This window comes from Flavobacterium circumlabens (assembly GCF_004345565.1).
Classification (GTDB): domain Bacteria; phylum Bacteroidota; class Bacteroidia; order Flavobacteriales; family Flavobacteriaceae; genus Flavobacterium; species Flavobacterium circumlabens.
This window is the reverse complement of the sequence record NZ_SLWA01000001.1, coordinates 589,493-612,285: the sequence shown is the minus strand read 5'-3', so window position 1 is coordinate 612,285 and position 22,793 is coordinate 589,493. Positions and strand designations below refer to the sequence as shown.

The following is a 22,793-nucleotide window of genomic DNA, read 5'->3' as shown; positions in this document are numbered from 1 at the left end:
GTTTATTTTGTTATTAGAATTTGTAAGTAAAGCTGGCAGCAATGCTTCTTGGATCTTTGGGATGAATAGTTGACCATCCATCATAGATTTCTTTATTTGCAATATTGTTAAGCTTTAATGTTACTCCAAATTTATCTGCACTGTAAAACAAAGAGGAGTTAAGAACGGTGTATTCAGGAATTGTAAAAGTTCCTGCTACATTTCTATTCATGATCATATTGTCACCCACATAATTTCCTCCAAAACCTACACCAAAACCTCTTAAGAAACCGTTTGTGATTTTGTAGCTGGCCCAAAGGTTTGCCAGGTTTCTAGGTCCTGCATTTTCAGATCTGCGGTTTACAAAATCCGCGTCTCCTTTTGTTAAAATGGCATCATTATAACTGTATCCAAAAACAATATTTAAACCGTTGATTGGGTTTGCAACAAATTCTGCTTCAAAACCTTTGTTCTTTTGAGCCCCATCCTGATATGTTGTCTGATTATTTGGTTGTTCCTTTGTTGGATCTGCGGGATCTACGTATGGTGTCTCTACTACATAAACCTGATCAATAACTTTAATGTCATAGTAGCTAAAAGTAGCGTAAAGTTTATCTTTAAAAAGATTCAATTTTGTTCCAAATTCAAACTGATCTGCATGTTCAGGATTAAACGTTAACGGTGTTACAATACTAGCCTGACGATTTTGACCCGGTGCAACATTAACAAATCCGTTCATGTAATTGGCGAAAACTGAAACTTTATCCAGAATTGGCTGGTACACTAATCCAAATTTTGGTGAAAAACCGGTTTGATTGTATCCGTCGTTTTTAGCATTCATAAAACGGTCAGCACGTAAACTTAACATAGCAGATAATGCCGGAGTAAAGTTGATTACATCAGAAACGTAAGCACTATACGTTTCCTGTTTCGTTTTATTATCGTTTCTAGGGCTGTTTCCAATAATTGCATCAGATCCGGCTTTTGTCAAATTTCCTGTATCACCATTACTTGGCCCGATACCCGGAATAGCATTGAAAGATGCTAGATCATCCCCGATATAAACATAACCATTTCCGAAATATCCTGTACTATGATCAGTCGCCGTTCTTTTAAAGTAATCAAAACCTACAACAATTCTATTTCTTATACTTCCAATTTTAAAATCACCGTTAAAATTTTGTTGAATATCAGTTGTTATATTTTGATTGTCCTGATCTGTAAAAAATCGGGCCAAAACAATTCCTTTCGTAATTGGGAAACTGCTTGTGCCTTCGTACAAATAAGTGTAGTTTCCTTTTGATCTTGCTGAACTGTTAGAAAATATAGTCTGTGAAGTCCATTGATCTGAAAGCTTATAATTCATCTGAGCCTGAATATTATAAGACGGTGTTTTCATCGTAAGCTCATTACTGGTGTACGAGCGTTTGTTGTCATATTTTAATTCATTAATATTATGAACTCTTAACGGAGCACCTCTGTCTAAAAACAACATTGTTGGGTTGGTAGATTCAGTACTCATAAACTCAGTATTAACCAGGAATGATAATCTGTCGTTTACTTCATAAGATAATGAAGGCGCTACAAAATAAGATTCTCTGAAACCAGCATCCTGAAAACTATTTTGTTTGTTGTAGGCTGAGTTTATTCTGAAATTTAAAGTTTTTTGCTCATTAAGAGGCGTATTCAAATCAGCAGTTACACGATTTAAACCATAGCTTCCTACCGTATAATTTACTTCTCCTCCAAAGGTTTTGTAAGGTCTTTTTGTAGTGGTATTGATTAAACCTCCGTAAGAGATTAAGCTGCTTCCGAACAAAGTTCCTGATGGGCCTCTGATAATTTCAATTCTGTCAATATTTGCAGGATCTAAACTTCCGTTTGTTAAACCTGGTAAACCATTTACCATTGTTGGCTGAACCGGGAAACCTCTTAAAGAATAATAGGCGGCTCCATCTCCGGCACGCCCTGTTGCGGCCCAAAGAGGTGTAATACCGGATGCATTTTTTAAAGCATCGTCAAAATTGGTAACGACCTGTTCTTTTAATAATTCTCCTGTAATCGTAGTGTATGATTGTGGATTTTCAAGATTTTTAAGCGGTAATCTTGATACTTGTGGATTTTCTTTACGGGCAAAATGATTTTTTTTACCGCCATTTACAACTACTTCTGTCAAGTCTTCTGAATTTGTAGAAATAGTAAAATTCTGAGTCAGGTTGTCTCCTTCATTAAGTACAATTGATTTTTCCTGTGTAATGTACCCAACTGAAGAAACTTTTAAAATATAAGTTCCGGGTCTGATGTTTTTTAAGGTGTAATTACCTTCCTCATCAGTAGTTGTTCCTGATTTTGTTCCTTTTAGAACAACAGAAATGTTTTCCGGTGACTCATTATTTTTTAAGGTAATCTGACCTTTTATAGTTGCTTTTTCCTGAGACCAGACTTTCGTGCCTGCTAACAAAATAAAACAGAAACTCAAAAGCAATATTGTAAATTTAGATTTCATTTTTATTTAGAATTGATTTTAATAGTGCAAATTTAGTTGTTGAATCCTAACCAAACAAGCTATTTTTATCTATTCTAAATAAAATATTTTTTAAAGGGTAAAATTTACGTTTGTTCAAAAAATTAACATCTTAAGCAAGATTTAAGCTAATATTAAGAAAAAAAAACCTGCTCAAATGATTGAACAGGTTTTGGTATGTTAAGAAAATTATTAAGAACTACAATTCTAAAGCACGTTTAGCATCACCATTCATTAATAATTCTAAAGGATTTTCTAACGCTTCTTTTACGGCAACTAAGAAACCAACAGACTCACGGCCATCGATAATTCTGTGGTCATAAGAAAGGGCAACGTACATCATTGGGTGAATTTCCACTTTACCATTTACAGCAATCGGACGCTCAATAATATTATGCATTCCTAAAATTCCTGATTGAGGAGGGTTGATAATTGGCGTACTTAACATACTTCCAAAAACACCGCCGTTTGTAATGGTAAAAGTTCCTCCGGTCATATCGTCAACAGTAATTTGACCGTCACGTGCTCTAAGCGCCAATCTTTTAATTTCAGCTTCAATTCCACGGAAAGTTAACAATTCAGCATTACGAACAACAGGAACCATTAATCCTTTTGGTCCGGAAACTGCGATCGAGATATCAGCAAAATCATATGCAATTTTATAATCACCATCCATCATTGAATTCACATCCGGATACAATTGTAATGCTCTTGTAACTGCTTTTGTAAAGAAAGACATAAAACCTAAACCAAGTCCGCCATGTTTTGCTTTGAATGCATCTTTGTACTCATTACGAATCTGGTTGATCGGCGTCATGTTAACTTCATTGAAAGTCGTTAACATGGCTGTTTCGTTTTTAGCGGCAACTAAACGCTCGGCTACCTTACGACGCAACATTGATAATTTTGTACGCTCACTTCCACGGCTTCCTCCGGTTGGAGTTCCCATAGAAGGTACTGCGTTTACAGCATCATCTTTTGTAATTCTTCCGTCTTTACCAGTTCCTGAAATTGTTGACGGCGCTATATTTTTTTCGTCTAATATTTTTCTTGCTGCCGGAGATGGAGTTCCCGAGGCATAACTTGTAGCTGCCGGAGCTTGAACCGGAGCTGGTTTTGGCGTCTCAGCTTTTACTTCTGCTTTAGGTGCTTCAGCTTTGGCTTCCGTTTTTGGAGCTTCTGCTGCCGGAGCATCACCTCCGGGTTTTACGCCATCAGTATCAATTAAACAAACTACAGCTCCTACAGCAACTGCATCACCTTCTTCTGCTTTAAGCGTAATAATTCCGCTCATTTCAGCCGGTAGTTCAAGAGTTGCTTTGTCTGAATCAACTTCGGCAATAGCCTGATCTTTTTCTACATAATCTCCGTCTTTTACTAACCAAGTTGCAATTTCAACTTCTTTTATTGATTCCCCTGGTGATGGGACTTTCATTTCTAAAATCATCTTTTGTAATTTTATATGTTAACTAATTGTTGTATGACATGTAAGGAAGCAATTTTAAAAACACTTCTCCTTTTGCTGTTAATTTGGTGTATTTTTCTATCGAGTTTTTAATGATGCTTTCGTATTCCTGGGCACCTTCTTTTAAATCGACATCTGTTGCAATATATTCTTTATTTTCTGAAATTGATTTTAAGATTGCAGCCTTCTTTTTTTCAAATTTCTTGGGTGTTTTGTAATTTCCCGGATTAGGATTAAAGGGCACTAATGCTACTGCTGCTTTTATAAACCCCATTTGACCTTCGGAATCAATTATATAAACTTTTCCGGGATCAAGTTCTGCATTAATAAAGTCTGTATTTTCCGAACGGGACCAAAAGACATGCTTGCCTGGTTCACATTCGTAAACCAAATATTTGCCGTAGTTGAATTTACCTAAATATTTTTCTCCATCGAAATATTTAAAATTTATTAAAGCTCCCGCTCCTGTAGATCTCACGAAGTAAACGATTGCTTTCCCTTCACTTGGTTTTTTTAATTCCTGTGAATAACCTGTAATCCATACTATTGCAAAAAACAGAATTAGTATTTTTTTCATAACCTATCTGAATAAATTTTTATCGAATACCATTCTGATCGCATCTGCATGACGACGTTTTGCTCTTGTATAACTTCCTGCTGCCGGGGCTGCGTAAGCTTTTAGTGAAGCTAATCTCCATTTTACAAGATCAAAGTTCATTAACATAAAGCTGTAGGCTCCCATGTTTTTAGGCTCTTCCTGTGCCCACACATAATCGTCGGCATTTGGATATTGTGCAATAATTTCTTTTAACTGTTCTGTTGGTAATGGGAACAATTGCTCAATACGAACAACCGCAACGTCATTTCTTCCGTTGTTTTCTCTTTCGGCAACAATGTCGTAGTAGAATTTACCGGTACAGAAAACTAATGTTTTTACCTCTTTCTTGTTTACTGTTGCATCGTCTATTGTTTCCTGGAAACTTCCATTTGCCAATTCTTCTACTGTAGAAACGCATCTTGGATCACGTAATAAACTTTTTGGAGAGAAAACTACCAAAGGTTTACGGAAATTCGTTTTCATTTGTCTTCTTAACAAGTGGAAAAAGTTGGCAGGCGTAGTACAATCTGCAACGTACATATTTTGTCTTGCACAAAGCTGTAAGTAACGCTCCATTCTGGCAGAAGAGTGTTCTGCTCCCTGACCTTCATAACCGTGAGGTAATAATAAAACAATACCGTTTTGATTGTTCCATTTATCTTCACCACAGGAAATGTACTGGTCAATCATAATTTGGGCTCCGTTAGAGAAATCTCCAAATTGTGCTTCCCAGATGGTCAGTGCTTTTGGATTAGTCAAGGCATATCCGTAATCAAAACCAAGAACTCCATATTCAGATAAAAGGGAATTGAATACTCCGAATTTTCCTTTTTTGTTTTCGATAGCGTCCAGTAAAATTACTTCTTCTTCAGAATCTTCTACTTTAACAACAGCATGACGGTGAGAGAAGGTACCGCGTTCTACGTCCTGACCAGAAATACGGATATCGAATCCTTCCGTCAAAAGAGAACCGTAGGCCAATGCTTCGGCAGTTCCCCAGTCAATAGTGTTATTATCGTATCCGGTTTTTCTATCCGTAACAATTTTAGTTATTTTGTTGATGAACTTCTTATCTGATGGCAGCGTTGAGATGGTGTTTATAATAGAATCCAGGCCATTTTTATCAAAAGTAGTGTCCACTTTCTGAAGCATTTGGGTATCAGTTACCTGAACAAATCCTTCCCATTCGTTTTTCATGAATGGTGTTATAATCGTCAAATCTTTTTTACGGGAAGCTTCTAAATTCTCCTCCATATTCGATTTGTATTCTTTTTCCAAGGCGTTTACATAAGTTGCATCAATCACACCATCAGACAATAATTTCTCTGCATAGATGTCTCTTGGATTCTTATGTTTTGCGATGATTTTATATAAAACCGGTTGTGTAAAACGAGGCTCATCACCTTCGTTGTGACCGTATTTTCTGTATCCTAATAAGTCAATAAATACATCACGGCCAAATTCCATTCTGTAATCTAATGCAAATGAAACTGCGTGAACAACGGCTTCAGCATCATCGGCATTTACGTGTAATACCGGTGAAAGTGTAACTTTGGCAACGTCTGTACAATAAGTAGAAGAACGTGCGTCTAAGTAATTGGTCGTAAATCCAACCTGATTGTTGATGACAATATGAATAGTTCCTCCGGTTTTGTATCCGTCAAGCTGTGCCATTTGAATAATTTCATACAAAATACCCTGACCTGCGATTGCAGCATCACCGTGAACGGCAATAGGTAATACTTTTGAGAAATCATCAGCGTAATATTTATCTTGTTTTGCGCGGGTAATACCTTCAATTACGGCTCCAACTGTTTCTAAGTGAGAGGGGTTTGGTGCTAAATTGATATTGATATTTTTTCCTGTTCTTGTTTTCTTGTCAGCAGTAAGTCCTAAGTGGTATTTTACGTCACCATCAAAGTATTCCTGATCGTAATCTTTACCGTCAAATTCACCAAAGATATCCTGAGTAGATTTACCAAAGATATTGGCTAAAACGTTCAGACGGCCCCGGTGTGCCATTCCCATTACAAATTGTTCAACCCCTTTTTCGGCAGCTTTTTCGATTAAAGCGTCAAGAGCCGGGATAATGGTTTCTCCACCTTCTAATGAAAATCTCTTCTGACCTACATATTTGGTATGTAAAAAGTTTTCGAAAGAAACGGCCTCGTTTAATTTTTCTAAGATGATTTTCTTTTCATCACCGGAAAAGTTAGGCTGGTTTACATTTACAGCTAATTTATCCTGAATCCATTTTACAACGCCTGGGTTTCGAATGTACATGTATTCAATACCAATATGCTGGCAGTAAATAGATTGCAGACGCGTTATAATGTCCTGTAAAGAACACGGTGCTACTCCGATCACTTTAGCAGCATCAAAAATAGTAGATAGATCAGCATTGGACAGACCAAAATTTTCAATATCCAGATTAGGAGATGAAATTCTACGATCACGAACCGGGTTTGTTTTGGTAAACAAATGTCCACGGGTACGGTATCCGTCAATTAACTTTAATACATTAAATTCTTTTTGTAACTTTTCAGAAACCTGACTGTAATCTGTGTTGTTCGAGGCAAATTCAACGATTTGTTGAACAGGATTTTCGTCATTATAAGTTGTCATTCCAAAGTCAAAACCCTGAAAAAAGCTTCTCCAGCTTGGCTCAACGCTATCCGGATTTACTAAATATTGATCGTATAATTGTGCGAAAAACTCTGTATGCGCTGCATTTAAAAATGAAAACCTATCCATAATATTAGTGAATATACTTTTTGTTAAATAGAATGGCAAAAGTACAACAATCGCATTTATTTAAATCCTTTTTTTACGTACTTTTACGTAAAAATTTGTTAAAACTAGAGATAACCATGAAGGAAAATCATTTTTCAATCGTTTTCAAATCATTTTTTGTGATTTTGATGTTCTTGTTTTCAAATCTGGCTGTTAGTCAGACACAACAAAACTATGTCATAGATAACAACCCTGATTTTTGGGACAGGGTTCAGTTTGGCGGTGGTCTTGGTTTAGGGATTGGTTCGGGTTATACAGATATTTCTGTCATGCCAAGCGCTATTTATAATATTAATGAAATCGTAGCCGTTGGTGTCGGTTTGCAATTTGGCTATTTATCTTCCAAAAACTACTATAGTTCTTTTGTTTACGGCGGAAGCATCGTTGGATTGGTGAATCCGATTCCGGAGATTCAGCTCTCTGCCGAATTAGAACAGGTGCGTGTAAACACAGATTATGAATCGAATAATTTCAGGCCTGCATTTTCTGATAATTACTGGAATACTGCCCTTTATTTGGGAGCAGGTTACCGAACCGGAAGTGTTACCGTTGGAGCGCGTTATGATGTTTTGTTTGATCCGGACAGAAGCCTTTACGGATCCGGGTTTATGCCTTTTGTGAGGGTTTATTTTTGATTTAGAGGTGCAGAGGTTCTGAGATGCAGAGGTTCTAAGGTTTTGAATTGTGAAAAATAGATTAAATGAATTATTATACTTATTGGTCTATTTCTGACTTGCCTACAAATTCTATAAAGTCGTTTGAGGTTTTTCTTTGGATTACCCTTTTATCTATTATTTTATGGGTTATTATCAAGCGATATAAAAAACAAAATGGAGATTATGAAAAATTAATATTATTGTGGACCACAGGAATAATTTTTCTATTCTCTTTTACTGTTTTTTCTTATTTGAAATTTTTCACAAAAGAGACTACGGAAGAAAGAATTCAAAATTATCTAAAATCATCCCATATTTTAACTGTTGAAGGCTTAATTTCAGATTTCGAAAGTATAAAACCAGCAAATAGAAGAGGAAGAGTTACAATTGAAAGTTTCGTTGTCGATTCTGTTGAATTTGAATACGATGACGCATTGCTTGGTCGTTTTAATCGTTTTAGTAAAACGAATAATCGTGTTTTTAAAAATGGTCTGTCGGTAAAAATTACTTATGGAAAAACAAAGCATGAAATTTTAAAAGTCGAAATTGCTAAATGACATTTCCGAAAAAAAACTTAGCACCTTAGAACCTCAGTAACTCAGAACCTTTCATCTACTCATACTGATAAATAGTTACATAAGCACCATCGTCAACTTTTATTAAATATCCGTCGACATCATAAAAATACTTATAGGATTGTGACATTGATAATGACCCGTTATCTATTATTTTTTGTTCAATAATATGTAAATAGGGATTTGGTACCGTTTGCCCCAGCAATGTAGAAAAAGTGGTTGCTATTTTGTAATAAGGTTCGTTGTTGTAAATGCCGGCTTTAGTCTTATCGTATTTTGTGATTACCACTCTGCCGTTCGGGATTTCTCCTGAGCCAGTAACTTCGTATCTGGTTTCTTTCACTTCATCATTTGTATATTCAAAAACAGAGGCATTCAATTGTCCTTGGCGATGTATAACGCGACCTTCGGTGTCGTAGGTGTATTTCGTTACATATCCATCTTTTGAAACTTGAGTTATTAATCCGTTTTCATAGGTATATGGAGTGTTGCTGTTTATAACGTTACCATCGCTATCGTATTCATAGGATGATTCAATTCCTGATTCTCCCATTGATCCGGGAGCTCTTACGACGCTTATTTGTGTCAGCTGGCCTGAGGCATTGTAGGAATAGGTTCTTATGTCACCTTTTGGTGTGTTTGTATTCAGGGCATCTTCTTCTGAAGAATATAAATTGTCAGTTGCTGAAAAATCAGAGGAAGGATCTGTTATGTATTTGCTTTTTTCATATTCAACCGACTTTATGACGCGTTTTACAACTTTGGTTTTTCCACTTACGGAAGCTTTGTTGATGTTTCTTATGGCAGCTTTAAGCAATGAAGATTGTGGCAATACAGGTTTGGCAGGCTGCGTAATCGTTGCATTTATAGTTGTCGTAAGGCCTTTGCTGTCTGTAATAGTAAAAGTGTAATTTTTCGCAGTCAGACCCGTTTGTGATGGAGTTATGGTGTAGGGAGGTGTGCCTCCGGTTGGTTTTATAGTAACAGATCCTGTGTTGCCATTATACACTGCTACGTTTACTTGTGTAAATGTTGCAGATAAAGGAATAATTTCAGCAGCTGGTGTTTCCGGAGATGTGTCTTGTGAACACGAAAATAGAACTGACAGAAATATAAAAAGTAATAGTTTTTTCATAAGTTTATAAATGTGTTACAAATATGGCTGATTTTTTTTAATCAATAGTTATTCCGAAACCAAACTTTCTGCCATTCTCTTTTTAAAATCAAAAAAGAAACCTGTTCGGCAAGAATCACCAAATCGGATCCGTCCAGTTTTTTTATTTCGCTTTCGGAGACGTCAATGATGTAAAGGAGATTCAGATATTCGGCAAATTTATACTGAATCATACGGTAGATTTTTTCGTGCAGCTGAATTTTTAGTTCTTCAGGAGAAATACTCAGGGGAAAATCTATTCCTTCATTGGCCAGATTAAAATCTTTGTTAATCTGCTCAATCAGTTTGAGATACAAAGCTTCGGACTGAGCTTCAACTAATAGCGAATCTGCGTTTTTTGGGGCTACAAACATTGATTTTTATTTTAGGTTGCTGATTTATGATTGTAGATTTCTATCTGAAAATTGCACGGAATATTAAACCGTTCTTCCCATCAGATTTTCTCCAAAGGTTTTCAGGATTTTCTTTTTTTCTTCAGAAATGGCCATTTTTTCCAGTGTTTCAAAAGCTTTCAGGGTATACATTTCTATCGCTTCCTGTGTTGCTTTTGAGGCTCCTGATTCGTTAAAAATAGCTTTTGCAGTTTCAATTTTAGCTGAATTGTCCTCCAGTTGTAAATGAAATAAATTTTCCAGTTGTAAGGCTTTGTCAGGATTAGAAAACTCTAATGATTTCAGATATAAATAAGTTTTTTTATTTTCTATAATATCACCGCCCACTTGTTTTCCAAAAGTTTCCGGATCCCCAAAGGCATCCAGGTAATCATCCTGAAGCTGAAAAGCTAGTCCCAGATTAAGTCCGAAATCATAAATTAAATCAGCTTCCTTTTCAGAAGTCTCCGCTACAATAGCGCCCATTTTCATGGCAGCAGCGACTAAAACGGCTGTTTTGTATTCGATCATTTTCAGGTATTCCGGAATGGTAACATTGGTTCTTTCTTCAAAATCAACATCCCATTGCTGGCCTTCGCAAACTTCCAGGGCCGTTTTGCTGAACAATTTTGCGAGGTCCCTGAAAACGGCAGGTTCGTATTGCTCAAAATATTGATACGCCAGGATTAGCATGGCGTCACCGGATAAAATTCCGGTATTGATGTTCCATTTTTCATGCACGGTTACTTTTCCTCTTCGCAAAGGGGCGTCGTCCATAATATCATCGTGAACTAAAGAAAAGTTATGAAAAACTTCTACTGCCATTGCCGCAGGAAGGGCTTTTTTATAATCGGTATTAAAAACTTCTGCCGACATTAATGTTAGTACCGGACGCATCCGTTTTCCGCCAAGACCTAAAATGTATTCCATAGGTTCATAAAGATTTTTTGGCTCTTTATTGATGCTCTGGCTTTTTAAATAACTAATAAAGAAATCCTGGTACTGACTAATATCGTGCATAAAGTGAAATTCTGATTTACGAAGCTCAAAGATACAATTCAATTATGAATATTGGTCGCTAAATTTTAAAAGGAATTGTGCGGTAAAAATTGATTTACGGACTGCTCATTTATAAGATGTTAAAAGTTTTTTTGAAAAAACTTGGAAACTTTCTTGGTGTTTAGAGTTTCCTGTTTATATTTGCATTTTTATTTGGAAACCCGCAACACTGAAAAAGTTTCCATGAAAAAGTTTGAGTGATTAATAAACTCAGTAAAATCAGATATTTATGAGAACAACATGGACCATTGATTCTAGCCAGTCAGATGTTTTAATTAAAATGAGACATTCGATAATTGCCTATTTAGGAGGAACTGAAAATAAATTTGACGGTTATGTGAATATTGAAGACAATGAAATTGAAGATGCTTCTGTTGAATTTTCTTTAGATATAAACAACAAATATGACAGCTTTCAGCAAATTGACACGCATTTGCAGCTGAATGACCTGTTTAATGTAAATGAGCATCCAATCATTAGTTTTAAATCAACTTCATTTCAGAAGGTCAATAACAACATCAATTTTTTTAAGGGAGACCTGACGATAAAAGATGTGACTAAGGTTGTAGAACTGGATGCTGAGTTTATTGGTATTAATTCTTATGATGGTAAAAAGAAGGTGGCTTTTGAAATCACCGGAAATATCAAAAGACAGGACTTTGGCTTAGATTATAATTCCTTTAACCATAATGGAGGTCTGGCATTAGGAAAAGATATGAAACTTATTGCGAATTTAGAATTCTGCATATAATTCTTACAATGACCAAATTAATATAAAATTATTACAAATATAATGGAAACTGTTTTTAGCCAATAAAGTTTCCGATTTATATTTGTAATGCAATTTGAAAATTAACATGAAAGAGAAAATTATATCAAAAGCAAGTGAATTATTTTTAAAGCTTGGTTTTAAGAGTGTTACAATGGATGATATCGCAGGAGAAATGTGTATTTCGAAAAAAACGATTTACAAGTACTTCTGTAATAAAGAAGTTTTGATTGAAGAAAGTACATCGGCAGTTCACAAGCAGGTACATGAAGTCATTGATTCTGTTGTAGCCAAAAATTACAATGCCATTCACGAGAATTTTGAAATTAGAGAAATGTTTCGCGATATGTTTAAAAATGCAACCGATACTTCGCCTCTTTATCAGTTAAAAAAACACTATCCTGACATTTATCAAAATATAATGACTCACGAAATAGACCAGTGCAATCATTATTTTACAGATAATATTTTAAAAGGTATTCGTGAGAATCTGTATAGACCGGAGCTGAATATAGACTTGTATGTGAAATTTTATTACACTTTAATTTTTCATATTAATGAAACTACGGTTTCGGAAAGAGAAGCACAAAAAATAGAATTAGAAGCACTCGAATACCATACAAGAGCTATGGCAACCGAAAAAGGAATACTGGAATTAGAAAAACAACTTAAAAAAATTACTATTTAATCATCAATCTATGAAAAGAATAATTCTTATATTTTTGTGTTCTATTGGCTTAAGTGTCAGTGCACAAGTTAAAACACTAACCTTAAAAGATGCTCTTACCTACGCGCTTCAGAACAAAGCCGATGCTAAGAAATCGAAATTAGAGGTTGAAAACAGCGAGTATAAAATTCAGGAAGTACGCTCAAGAGCATTACCTCAAATTTCTGCAAACGGAAACCTAACCTACAATCCGGTTATCCAGACAACAGTAATTGACGGAGCAGGTTTTGGTGCTCCGGGAACAACAATTCAGGCAGCATTTGGTCAAAAATGGACTTCAACTGCGGGTGTTTCTTTAACTCAGGCCATCTTTGATCAGTCTGTTTTTACAGGTTTAAAAGCAGCAAAATCAACACGTGAGTTTTATCAGATCAACAATCAATTAACAGAAGAACAGGTTATTGAAAGAGTGGCAAACAACTACTATTCTGTATTTGTACAAAAAGAAAGATTGACATTATTAGACAGCAATTACGTCAACACAACTAAAGTCCGTGATATCGTAAAAGGGCAGTTTGATAATGGTCTGGCTAAAAAAATTGACCTGGACCGTATTGTGGTTAAGATGTCAAATATTGACACGGAACGCCAGCAGATTAAAAACCAGATTACCTTACAGGAAAATGCGTTGAAGTTTTATATGGGTATGCCTATTGAAACTGAGATCGATATGCCAAAAGAAGAATTTGAAGTTATTCCAGCCGCTTTAACAGAACAGGCTAATGTGGAAAACAGAACAGAATACCTGCTTCTGAAAAAACAGGAAGAACTTTTAGTGTACAACAAGAAAGCCGTTGAAGCAGGATATTACCCTACACTTTCATTAACAGCAGGTTACAATTATATTGGTCAGGGACCTGAATTTCCCTGGTTTGCAAAACCAAAAGACGGGGTGTACTGGTCAGATTACTCTGCAATCGGATTAAACTTACATGTACCAATCTTCACAGGTTTCGGAACCCGTGCCAAAGTAAGACAGGCAGATGTTCAGATCAGATCACTTCAGGAAGATATGAAAGACACGAAACTTTCTCTTGATCTGGATTACAGAAATGCCATCGCTCAGATTGACGATAATCTTGTAACGATCGAGAATCAAAAAGAAAACATGCGACTGGCTAAAGAAATTTTAGACAATACCAAAAACAATTATCTTCAGGGATTAGCATCATTAACAGATTTATTAGATTCTGAAAATGCATCACTGGAAGCACAAAACAATTATACCAGAGCTGTCCTGAATTATAAAATCGCAGAGGTAGCATTAATCAAATCAAAAGGCGAACTAAAAACTCTTATTAAATAACTAGAAACAAAATGAAGAAAACTATTATAACTATCGTAATCATAATTGCAGCATTAGGTGTAATTGGATATGTCTTAAATAATAATAAGAAGGAAAATAAGGCGAAAACAGATATTGTTGCCGAGAAAAACGCAGCAGTCTCCGTAAAAGTAGCCGCCGTAAAAACAGAAGAAATTTCATTGAGTTTTGTGGCAAACGGAAACTTTGAACCGATTCAGGAATTAACTTTCTCTGCTGAAAAATCAGGAAAAGTAATCAGCGTTCTGGCCAAAGAAGGAGATTACGTAAGAGTAGGACAGACTTTATTGACCGTGAGAGGTGATGTAATTAATGTGAGCGCGCAACAGGCACAAGCCGTTTATCAAAATGCAAAAGCAGATTATGCACGATATGAAAATGCTTTCAAAACAGGCGGAGTTACAAAACAACAATTGGATCAGGCAAAATTAGCCTTAACAAATGCGCAGTCCAGCCTGACACAAGCCAATATTAATGTGGGTGATACTAAAGTAAAAGCACCAATAAACGGATTTATCAATAAAAAATATATTGAACCAGGATCTATTTTAGCAGGAATGCCGGCAACAGCATTGTTTGATATTGTAAATGTTTCTAAATTAAAATTGAAAGTTACCGTAAACGAAAGCCAGGTGGCCAGTTTAAAATTAGGAAACACCGTAAACATTACAGCAAGTGTATATCCTGATAAAACTTTTTCCGGAAAAATTACTTTTATTGCTGCAAAAGCAGACGAAAGCTTAAACTTTCCTGTTGAAATTGAAATCGCAAACAACTCAGATAATGATTTGAAAGCAGGTATGTACGGAACAGCAAACTTTGGCTCAAAACAACAAAAACAAAATCTGATGGTTGTACCGCGTAATGCTTTCGTAGGAAGTGTGAGCAGTAACGAAATCTTTGTAGTTGAAAAAGGGATCGCAAAATTAAGAAAAGTAACTGCCGGAAGAATTTTAGGAGATCAGGTAGAAATCATCAATGGATTATCTGATGGAGAAACTGTAATTGTTACAGGTCAGATTAACTTACAAGACGGTAATACAGTAGAAATTATTAAATAATTTAAAGCATTAAGCAATACGCCATAAGCATTAAGCTTATTGCCTAAAGCCTACAGCCTAAAGCAAAATATATGAAATTAGCCGAAATATCCATAAAACGTCCGTCGTTAGTAATCGTATTGTTTACGATTCTGATTCTTGGTGGATTGTTCAGTTACAGCCAGTTAGGTTATGAGCTGATCCCTAAATTTGAACAAAACGTTATTACAATTTCTACTGTTTATCCCGGAGCTTCTCCGAGTGAGGTAGAAAACACGGTAACCAAAAAAATTGAAGATGCGATTGCGTCCTTAGAGAACGTTAAAAAAATTGACTCGAAGTCGTACGAAAGTTTGTCTATTGTTTCGATTACACTGACCTCAAATGCGAAGGTCGATTTCTCCCTGAATGATGCACAGCGTAAAATAAATGCGATAATTTCCGATTTGCCTGATGATGTAAAAACGCCGGCGCTGACCAAATTCTCGCTGAGTGATTTACCAATTATGACGCTTGGTGCCAACGGAAAAATGGACGAAGCAGCTTTTTATGACTTAATTGACAAAAAAATTGCACCTATTTTATCCCGTGTGCAGGGTGTGGCTCAGGTAAATATTATTGGTGGATCGGAACGTGAAATTCAGGTGAATCTTGATGCTGTAAAAATGCAGGGTTACGGATTATCTGTTCCGCAGGTACAACAAACTATTCTGACTTCCAATCTGGATTTCCCAACCGGAAACATCCAGACCCGTGATCAGAAAATATTAATTCGTTTAGCGGGTAAATATAAAAATGTTACAGAATTAAGAAACTTAGTAGTTTCGTCTCAAAACGGAATTCAGGTTCGTTTAAGTGATATTGCAGATGTTCAGGACACTCAGAAAATTGCTGAGAAAATATCACGTGTAGATCAAAAAAGTGCTATCGTTTTACAAATTGTAAAACAATCTGATGCCAATGCGGTGGCCGTAAGTGAGCAGTTGCTGAAAACAATCGCAATTCTTGAAAAAGATTATGAAAAAAACCACTTAAAATTAGAAGTTGCAAAAGACAGTACCATCTTTACGCTTGAAGCGGCAGATTCTGTAGTTCACGATTTATTGATCGCGGTAGTGCTGGTGGCTCTTGTAATGTTGTTCTTCCTGCACAGTATTAGAAACTCTCTGATTGTAATGGTTTCTATTCCGGCATCCCTGATTGCTACTTTTATTGGTATTTATTTAATGGGGTATACCCTGAACTTAATGAGTTTATTGGGGTTATCTCTGGTCGTCGGTATTCTGGTCGATGATGCGATTGTGGTCCTCGAGAATATTTACCGACATATGGAGATGGGTAAAAGCAGGATTCGGGCATCCTATGACGGAACCGCTGAAATTGGAGGAACGGTAACTTCGATTACATTGGTAATTGTGGTAGTGTTCCTGCCTATTGCAATGAGTTCCGGTTTAGTTTCTAATATTATTACACAATTTTGTGTTACGGTAATTATTTCAACTTTATTATCACTTTTAGCTTCATTTACTATTATCCCATGGTTATCATCCCGTTATGGTAAACTGGAACACATTGAAGGAAAAAATTTATTCGGAAGAATTATTCTTGGTTTCGAAAGCTATCTAACACGTTTCACCAACTGGATTTCTGAATTGTTAACCTGGTGTCTGGACAATTATGGCAAAACAATTGTTTTGGTACTAATCTTGTTCTTTGGATCAATCTTCGGATTGGGAGGCTTTATTGGAGGAGAATTTTTCGCATCTTCTGATAGTGGTGAGTTCTTAGTTCAGATCGAAATGCCAAAAGATGCTTCGTTAGAACAAACCAACTTCATGACGCAAAAAGCCGAAGCCTATTTAAAATCTCAGGAATATGTGCACAGCCAGATTACAACGGTAGGACAAACCAGTGAAGGTTTTGGAGCATCGCAGGCTACAGCTTACAAAGCAGAGATTGACGTAAAAATGATTGAACAAAAAGATCGTACAGATGATGCCAATGTCTATGCTGCTAAAATAAAACGTAAGCTTGAAAAAGTATTGGTTGGAGCAAAAGTAAAAACAGTTCCCGTAGGTATCTTAGGTACTGCTGAAGATGCTACCTTAGGATTAATTGTAACAGGACCTTCTACAGAAAGTGCTATGGCATTTGCTAAATTAGCAGAAGCTGAACTGCGCACGATTCCCGGAACAACAGAGATTAAATTAACTGTTGAAGACGGAAATCCAGAGGTAAATGTTAAAGTAGACCGTGATAAAATGGCCGCTTTAGGATTAACACTTCAAACCGTTGGTTTAACCATGCAGACTGCATTTAGCGGAAATACAGATGGTAAATACAGAGCCGGAGAATACGAGTACGATATCAACATCCGATACAATGCCTTCGACAGAAAAAGTATTACGGATGTGAGTAGTTTGATTTTCATCAATGCTTCAGGACAACAAATTAAATTATCGCAGTTTGCTGATATTACAGAAGGTTCAGGACCTAGCCAGTTAGAGCGAAGAGATAAATCTGCTTCGGTAACGGTAAAAGGGCAAAATGTTGGGGTTCCATCCGGAACAATTGTAACACAATGGCAGGCAAAATTAGACAAACTGAAAAAACCGGCTGGTGTAAACTATATCTGGGGTGGTGACCAGGAGAACCAATCGGAAGGATTTGGTACTTTAGGAATTGCTTTATTAGCCGCTATTATTTTGGTATACCTGGTAATGGTGAGTTTGTATGACAGTTTCGTTCACCCGTTTGTGGTATTGTTTGCAATTCCATTATCGTTTATCGGTGCTTTATTAGCATTAGCCCTGACGAATAACTCCTTGAATATTTTTACCATTTTAGGGATCATCATGTTGATTGGTCTGGTGTGTAAGAATGCGATCATGCTTGTCGATTATACCAATCAGCGAAGAGCTGCCGGAGAATCAATCAGAACAGCGTTAATTCAGGCAAATCACGCTCGTTTGCGTCCGATTTTGATGACAACAATTGCGATGGTATTCGGTATGTTCCCAATTGCATTAGCATCCGGAGCCGGAGCGGAATGGAAAAATGGTTTGGCGTGGGTAATTATCGGAGGATTGATTTCTTCGTTATTCCTGACCCTGATTGTTGTTCCTGTAATCTACCAGATCATGGAAGGAATCATCCGCAGATTATCTAAAGGAGAAAAAATCGATTACGAAGCTGAAATGGTGGCTGATTATGAGCACAAAGAATTAAGCGAAGACGGTTTTAATCCGAAACATACACACTAAATAGTTTTAATTTTCAATATTGAAGTTCCAGATCCCAGGAGAGGAATTTCAAAAAATCCAAAATCCCAGATTCCTTAAATTGGAATTTGGGATTTTTTTTATTGTTAATTAAAAAAGATGTTTATTTGTATCACCTTATATTATAAAGTTTATGCTACAAAAAGATAAGTCTGCGGCGATTGGTTTTATTTTCATAACCATGTTAATTGATATTACCGGATGGGGGATTATTATACCCGTAATTCCAAAATTAATAGAAGAATTAATTCATGGCGATATCAGCGAAGCGGCAAAAATAGGTGGCTGGCTGACTTTTGCTTATGCCATAACCCAATTTGTGTTTGCACCTGTAATTGGTAACCTGAGTGATAAATACGGGAGAAGGCCCATTATCCTAATTTCACTTTTCGGATTTTCATTAGATTATCTTTTGCTGGCTTTTGCTCCTACAATCTTATGGTTGTTTATAGGAAGAATTATTGCAGGAGTAACCGGAGCGAGTATTACAACAGCATCGGCTTATATTGCTGATGTCAGCACACCCGAAAACAGGGCCAAAAACTTTGGTCTGATTGGGGCAGCTTTTGGATTAGGATTTATCATAGGGCCGGTTATTGGCGGTTTATTGGGACAATATGGCTCAAGAGTTCCTTTTTATGCAGCAGCAATTTTGTGCATGGTCAATTTTTTATATGGATTTTTCATTTTACCCGAATCCCTGAAAAAAGAAAACCGCAGGCCCTTTAATTGGAAAAGGGCAAATCCTGTTGGCGCTATTCTCGGACTGAAAAAGCACCCAACACTGATCGGATTAATTTCGGCGATATTCCTATTGTACGTTGGATCACATGCAGTTCAAAGCAATTGGAGCTTCTTTACCATTTATCAGTTTAACTGGGACGAACGAATGATCGGAATCTCCTTAGGAATAATTGGTTTATTGGTGGGAGTTGTACAGGGAGGTCTGGTTCGCTGGATCAATCCAAAATTAGGAAACGAAAAAAGTATTTATATCGGATTGGCCTTGTATACTATCGGAATGTTGCTGTTTGCCTTTGCAACAGAAAGCTGGATGATGTTTGTATTTTTAATTCCGTATTGTCTTGGCGGAATTGCCGGACCAGCATTACAATCTGTTGTAGCCAGTAAAGTATCGCCTAGCGAGCAGGGAGAAATTCAGGGAACCTTAACGAGTTTAATGAGTGCGTCTGCGATTATTGGGCCGCCAATGATGGCAAACACCTTTTACTTTTTTACCCATGATGATGCCCCTTTTAAATTTGCCGGATCACCTTTTATTTTAGGAGGTATTTTGATATTGCTGAGTACTGTAGTGGCTTATTTTTCATTAAAAAAACATGCAGTTTCCAATACAGAAAGTAAGGAATAAATTTTTTTATTGCAGATAGACATAATGATTGTAATAATCAATAATGGCTTTTCCTTCAAGCAAAACATCAGCACCGATAATACCGTGTACTGCTTTTGCCTTGTAGGACTTTAAAGCCTCATTGACATGGGAAAGATCAAAAATGACTAAATTGAAATCGGTATTTTTCCAGCTTCCGAGCTGTAAATGATTGTGCGAAGAAATCTGCGTTTCCATGCCCGTTGCGCCAGCACCGGAAGCTTTGGTTTTAGACTTTTTGGCGGATAATTCAAAATACCCAATACTTTCAAAACCAATACAGGTATTGGAAGCGCCGGTATCTAAAATGAAATTTCCTGAAACACCATTGATCTTTGCCTTAATTAATAAATGCTGGGTTTTGGTAATCTTAAATTTTACTTTTCGGTATTTTTCTTTTTTAAGGACTTTATGAAGATCTTCCATTTCTGATAAGGATTGAAAATCAAAAATAAACCAATTAGAGTCAAAATACTAATGATATATACGATATAATGAGAAGATTTTTCAGCCGGGGCAATACTCCCGTAATAGACAAAGGCACTCCAGTAATAAGGTGATTTCTTGGCATTGGGAATATTCGGGTCTTGTAGGAAATCACGTTTAGCCCTGGCATTTGCTTCAAAATAAGAGTGATCCTTTTTGAGGTTGGTATAAAAATCATCCATAAAAACAGAAGTCGTAAAATCGTTTACTTTCCATAATGAAAATAATAAATTTTGCGCGCCGGCAAACTGAAAACCTCTTGCAACACTCATGGCGCCCTCTGCTTTGTATAATTTTCCTATTCCGGTTTCACAAGCACTTAAAACCACCAAATCCGGATTGATATGAAGGTTGTACAATTCAGAGTACAGGATTTCCTGATCGTAGAATTTAATGCTTGCCGGAGTTTCCAAATCACCGGAAGAAGCGTGTGTACTCAGATGTAAAATCGAATAATGCAGTGCATTCTTTTTAAAATTAGAAAAAGTAGCCGCCTTGTTTTCGAAAAACTGACCGTCGAAATTCTTCTTTATAGACTGTAATTCATTCCTGGAAAAAGTCAGGGCAAAATCGGTATTTTCGAAAATAGGAAAAATTCCAAGAACCGTTTTTTTAGTTTTGGAAAATGGAACTGAATTCAAATAAAAAGAAACAGAATTGTTATACGCCACATTAAAATCATTTACCAGATAATGCATTTTAGCAAAATTAGTCGTAGTGGATTCTTTTGTGATTAAAGCTTCAAAAGGCAGAAAACTCAAAATGCCATCCGGAATAATGATGAGTTTTTTGTACTTTGCGGAGGAAGGAATTTTTAGGTTTTTATAAATGCGGCTCCCAAGACGATTGTAATTTTGTGGATTATCAGTAATCGCATTCGGATCATTAAAAAAACGGATAAATTCCATCAGGCTGGTAAAACCGGTGCCTTCAAGGGAAATATAATAAAGGTGAATTGTATTGTTTTCAACCGTAAAATTATAAATGCAATCCGAGCCCAGAAAATACTCTACTAGTACCGCATGATCCTGTTCTGATTTGTCATATAATTGCTGCAGATCAAAATCATGGACGGTTTCTTTGTTTTCACTCTTGCTTTTTTTAAGAAGCAGCATCAGCTCATTTTGTTTTTTTATGGCTTCATTGATTTTAGAAATATTGGCCCGTTCCAGCTTTTGCTGTTCTTTTATTATAACGGTATTCCAATTCTGAAGCTGTTGCAGCATAAGTTTTTCTTCTCTGGATCGATTGGCATTGTTATTTAAATGGCTTTTTAAAACCACCGATTTGGTTTGTTCCGAAAGCAGAAAGGCGCTTTCGATATAAGCTGTCTTTTTCTCTTTTTCATAAAGGGAATAATAAATCGAAAGACACTTTTCGGTTCGGTTTCGATTTCGGATTTGCGTCACGATTTTAGAATTTTCATACACCAGAAGCGACTGAAACAATTCTTCAATATGAAACGAAAGGGCAAAACTTTTCAACGCATTTTTGGGTTGGTTTTTCGTCAGGTATAACGCTGCCTGTAAATCTAAAGCGTCCAATAAAACCGTTTCCGCATAAAGTGAATTCTGATTGGGCAGTATACTTTTGGAATCCGTATAATCCGGAAGGAGTGTTTTAAAAACACTAATAATATTTTGGTTGGCCTCTTTTATGTTTGCCTGTCTGAAAGAAAGAAAAGCAGCTTCATAATACAATTGTGCTTTTTTGCGGGGTTCCTGAGCGGAAGTTTTACGGAACGCTGTTTTGGCTTTCTCAAAATAGTCCGAAGCGTTGGCCAGATCATTTTGTTCTATTTTTAGTTTGGCTAAATTTCGATACGAATTAGATAAAGTCTCTGCTTGCGAAGGATCCTTTTTTAATAGTAAAACGGCTTTGAGAAAAGCACTTTCGGCCTTCTCAAAAGCAGTTGTTTTCCCTAAAAAACTTTTGGTCGTCAGGAAATAATTAGCACCTAAATTGTTTAATAAAATACCTTTTTGAGTTGGAGTTAACTTTTCGGTTTGAATTGTATTTTCAAGTAAATCAATTGCTTTGTAAAGATTTCCCGTGTTTTGATACACATTCGATAAATTAAGAATTGCCGCTACTTTCTGAGGTTCATTTTTCTCCTGATCGGCAATGAAGTAATACTGTTTGATGGTATTTTCGGCATTGTCATAATCACCGAGAAGGGTATACAGATTGCCTAAAGGTTTCAGGCAGTATTCGATAATATCGTAGCCTTTAAAATGATGTTTTTGGTACAACAGCCAGGCTTTTTCGTAGCTTTTAATTGCTTTTTCCAACTGCCCAAATTGATTTTCATAATACGCTTTATTGCAATTTAAAACCACAATGGCCAGCAAGGCCTCTTTGGTTTTGGGCTTTGGGTTTTTCCAGAATTGTGTTTCTGTATTCGTTAAATTTTGCAGCGCTTTCGCCGAAGGGTTCGTAACAAAAACATCAATCGCGTGATATATTTGATCTTCCTGATGCTGTCCCAAAACATTAAGATTTACAAAAAGCAGGAGTAAACCATATAAGTGATGTAAGTTCATATAAAAGTTGCTTTGTTTGGCTCACCAAATAAACCATGA

The 22,793-nt window shown here is 36.3% G+C and carries 17 protein-coding genes; 8 read left to right on the top strand and 9 right to left on the bottom strand.

Translation table 11 applies throughout. From position 1 onward, the window contains the following. Positions 1-13 precede the first annotated feature (13 nt). The 4 genes from EV142_RS02595 to EV142_RS02580 form a co-directional block, all read right to left on the bottom strand. Positions 14-2,485, bottom strand: coding sequence for a TonB-dependent receptor (locus tag EV142_RS02595; protein WP_132032415.1), 2,472 nt, complete (start codon positions 2,483-2,485; stop codon positions 14-16). Positions 2,486-2,702: 217 nt separating this feature from the next. After that, positions 2,703-3,950, bottom strand: coding sequence for a 2-oxoglutarate dehydrogenase complex dihydrolipoyllysine-residue succinyltransferase (odhB, locus tag EV142_RS02590; protein ID WP_132032413.1), 1,248 nt, complete (start codon positions 3,948-3,950; stop codon positions 2,703-2,705). Between the two features lie 22 nt (positions 3,951-3,972). Beyond that, the gene (locus EV142_RS02585) at positions 3,973-4,545 is read right to left on the bottom strand and encodes a hypothetical protein (protein ID WP_132032411.1); all 573 of its coding nucleotides are present in this window, start codon (positions 4,543-4,545) and stop codon (positions 3,973-3,975) included. Between the two features lie 3 nt (positions 4,546-4,548). Further along, positions 4,549-7,320, bottom strand: coding sequence for a 2-oxoglutarate dehydrogenase E1 component (locus EV142_RS02580; protein ID WP_132032409.1), 2,772 nt, complete (start codon positions 7,318-7,320; stop codon positions 4,549-4,551). 116 nt (positions 7,321-7,436) lie between these two features. On the opposite strand from EV142_RS02580, the gene EV142_RS02575 reads away from it, so the two are divergent. After that, positions 7,437-7,994, top strand: a complete 558-nt coding sequence (locus EV142_RS02575) for a hypothetical protein (protein ID WP_132032407.1) — start codon at positions 7,437-7,439, stop codon at positions 7,992-7,994. A 65-nt stretch (positions 7,995-8,059) separates the two neighbouring features. Then, on the top strand, positions 8,060-8,572 hold the full coding sequence (locus EV142_RS02570; RefSeq protein ID WP_132032405.1) for a hypothetical protein: 513 nt from the start codon (positions 8,060-8,062) through the stop codon (positions 8,570-8,572). Positions 8,573-8,627: 55 nt separating this feature from the next. Here EV142_RS02570 and EV142_RS02565 read toward each other — a convergent pair whose 3' ends face one another. The 3 genes from EV142_RS02565 to EV142_RS02555 all read right to left on the bottom strand — a co-directional run bounded on the left by EV142_RS02565 (position 8,628) and on the right by EV142_RS02555 (position 11,155). Beyond that, positions 8,628-9,725 (bottom strand): SprB repeat-containing protein, encoded by a 1,098-nt coding sequence (locus EV142_RS02565; protein WP_132032404.1) that lies wholly within the window; start codon positions 9,723-9,725, stop codon positions 8,628-8,630. Between the two features lie 41 nt (positions 9,726-9,766). Continuing rightward, positions 9,767-10,117 (bottom strand): hypothetical protein, encoded by a 351-nt coding sequence (locus EV142_RS02560; RefSeq protein ID WP_132032402.1) that lies wholly within the window; start codon positions 10,115-10,117, stop codon positions 9,767-9,769. A gap of 63 nt (positions 10,118-10,180) precedes the next feature. Beyond that, positions 10,181-11,155 carry a polyprenyl synthetase family protein gene (locus EV142_RS02555; protein WP_132032400.1) on the bottom strand — a complete coding sequence of 325 codons (975 nt, stop codon included), beginning with the start codon at positions 11,153-11,155 and terminating at the stop codon, positions 10,181-10,183. A 268-nt stretch (positions 11,156-11,423) separates the two neighbouring features. Between EV142_RS02555 and EV142_RS02550 the strand changes: the two genes are divergently transcribed. The 6 genes from EV142_RS02550 (at position 11,424) to EV142_RS02525 (ending at position 19,707) form a co-directional block, all read left to right on the top strand. Continuing rightward, a complete protein-coding gene (locus EV142_RS02550; protein WP_132032398.1) occupies positions 11,424-11,945 on the top strand; it encodes a YceI family protein in 522 nt (173 codons plus the stop codon). Between the two features lie 106 nt (positions 11,946-12,051). Beyond that, positions 12,052-12,651, top strand: a complete 600-nt coding sequence (locus EV142_RS02545; RefSeq protein ID WP_132032396.1) for a TetR/AcrR family transcriptional regulator — start codon at positions 12,052-12,054, stop codon at positions 12,649-12,651. Positions 12,652-12,661: 10 nt separating this feature from the next. After that, complete coding sequence (locus EV142_RS02540) at positions 12,662-13,996, top strand: TolC family protein (RefSeq protein ID WP_132032394.1); 1,335 nt, start codon at positions 12,662-12,664, stop codon at positions 13,994-13,996. 11 nt (positions 13,997-14,007) lie between these two features. Beyond that, a complete protein-coding gene (locus tag EV142_RS02535) occupies positions 14,008-15,075 on the top strand; it encodes an efflux RND transporter periplasmic adaptor subunit (protein WP_132032392.1) in 1,068 nt (355 codons plus the stop codon). A 71-nt stretch (positions 15,076-15,146) separates the two neighbouring features. Next, a complete protein-coding gene (locus tag EV142_RS02530) occupies positions 15,147-18,317 on the top strand; it encodes an efflux RND transporter permease subunit (RefSeq protein ID WP_132032390.1) in 3,171 nt (1,056 codons plus the stop codon). A 151-nt stretch (positions 18,318-18,468) separates the two neighbouring features. Next, on the top strand, positions 18,469-19,707 hold the full coding sequence (locus EV142_RS02525) for a TCR/Tet family MFS transporter (RefSeq protein WP_132032388.1): 1,239 nt from the start codon (positions 18,469-18,471) through the stop codon (positions 19,705-19,707). A gap of 6 nt (positions 19,708-19,713) precedes the next feature. On the opposite strand, the gene EV142_RS02520 is transcribed toward EV142_RS02525, so the two are convergent. Together EV142_RS02520 and EV142_RS02515 are read right to left on the bottom strand one after the other, a co-directional pair. Then, positions 19,714-20,151, bottom strand: a complete 438-nt coding sequence (locus EV142_RS02520; protein WP_132032386.1) for a retropepsin-like aspartic protease — start codon at positions 20,149-20,151, stop codon at positions 19,714-19,716. Beyond that, on the bottom strand, positions 20,103-22,754 hold the full coding sequence (locus EV142_RS02515) for a CHAT domain-containing protein (RefSeq protein ID WP_132032384.1): 2,652 nt from the start codon (positions 22,752-22,754) through the stop codon (positions 20,103-20,105). The genes EV142_RS02520 and EV142_RS02515 overlap by 49 nt, the downstream gene beginning before the upstream one ends. Positions 22,755-22,793 lie beyond the last annotated feature (39 nt).

What these genes read in the sequence shown, in the direction of transcription:
- EV142_RS02520 (WP_132032386.1), bottom strand. Translation starts at nt 20,151, where the DNA reads ATGGAAGATCTTCATAAAGTCCTTAAAAAAGAAAAATACCGAAAAGTA.
- EV142_RS02530 (WP_132032390.1), top strand. Translation starts at nt 15,147, where the DNA reads ATGAAATTAGCCGAAATATCCATAAAACGTCCGTCGTTAGTAATCGTA.
- EV142_RS02565 (WP_132032404.1), bottom strand. Translation starts at nt 9,725, where the DNA reads ATGAAAAAACTATTACTTTTTATATTTCTGTCAGTTCTATTTTCGTGT.
- EV142_RS02595 (WP_132032415.1), bottom strand. Translation starts at nt 2,485, where the DNA reads ATGAAATCTAAATTTACAATATTGCTTTTGAGTTTCTGTTTTATTTTG.
- EV142_RS02535 (WP_132032392.1), top strand. Translation starts at nt 14,008, where the DNA reads ATGAAGAAAACTATTATAACTATCGTAATCATAATTGCAGCATTAGGT.
- EV142_RS02585 (WP_132032411.1), bottom strand. Translation starts at nt 4,545, where the DNA reads ATGAAAAAAATACTAATTCTGTTTTTTGCAATAGTATGGATTACAGGT.
- odhB (WP_132032413.1), bottom strand. Translation starts at nt 3,950, where the DNA reads ATGATTTTAGAAATGAAAGTCCCATCACCAGGGGAATCAATAAAAGAA.
- EV142_RS02515 (WP_132032384.1), bottom strand. Translation starts at nt 22,754, where the DNA reads ATGAACTTACATCACTTATATGGTTTACTCCTGCTTTTTGTAAATCTT.
- EV142_RS02540 (WP_132032394.1), top strand. Translation starts at nt 12,662, where the DNA reads ATGAAAAGAATAATTCTTATATTTTTGTGTTCTATTGGCTTAAGTGTC.
- EV142_RS02580 (WP_132032409.1), bottom strand. Translation starts at nt 7,320, where the DNA reads ATGGATAGGTTTTCATTTTTAAATGCAGCGCATACAGAGTTTTTCGCA.
- EV142_RS02555 (WP_132032400.1), bottom strand. Translation starts at nt 11,155, where the DNA reads ATGCACGATATTAGTCAGTACCAGGATTTCTTTATTAGTTATTTAAAA.
- EV142_RS02575 (WP_132032407.1), top strand. Translation starts at nt 7,437, where the DNA reads ATGAAGGAAAATCATTTTTCAATCGTTTTCAAATCATTTTTTGTGATT.
- EV142_RS02560 (WP_132032402.1), bottom strand. Translation starts at nt 10,117, where the DNA reads ATGTTTGTAGCCCCAAAAAACGCAGATTCGCTATTAGTTGAAGCTCAG.
- EV142_RS02545 (WP_132032396.1), top strand. Translation starts at nt 12,052, where the DNA reads ATGAAAGAGAAAATTATATCAAAAGCAAGTGAATTATTTTTAAAGCTT.
- EV142_RS02550 (WP_132032398.1), top strand. Translation starts at nt 11,424, where the DNA reads ATGAGAACAACATGGACCATTGATTCTAGCCAGTCAGATGTTTTAATT.
- EV142_RS02525 (WP_132032388.1), top strand. Translation starts at nt 18,469, where the DNA reads ATGCTACAAAAAGATAAGTCTGCGGCGATTGGTTTTATTTTCATAACC.
- EV142_RS02570 (WP_132032405.1), top strand. Translation starts at nt 8,060, where the DNA reads ATGAATTATTATACTTATTGGTCTATTTCTGACTTGCCTACAAATTCT.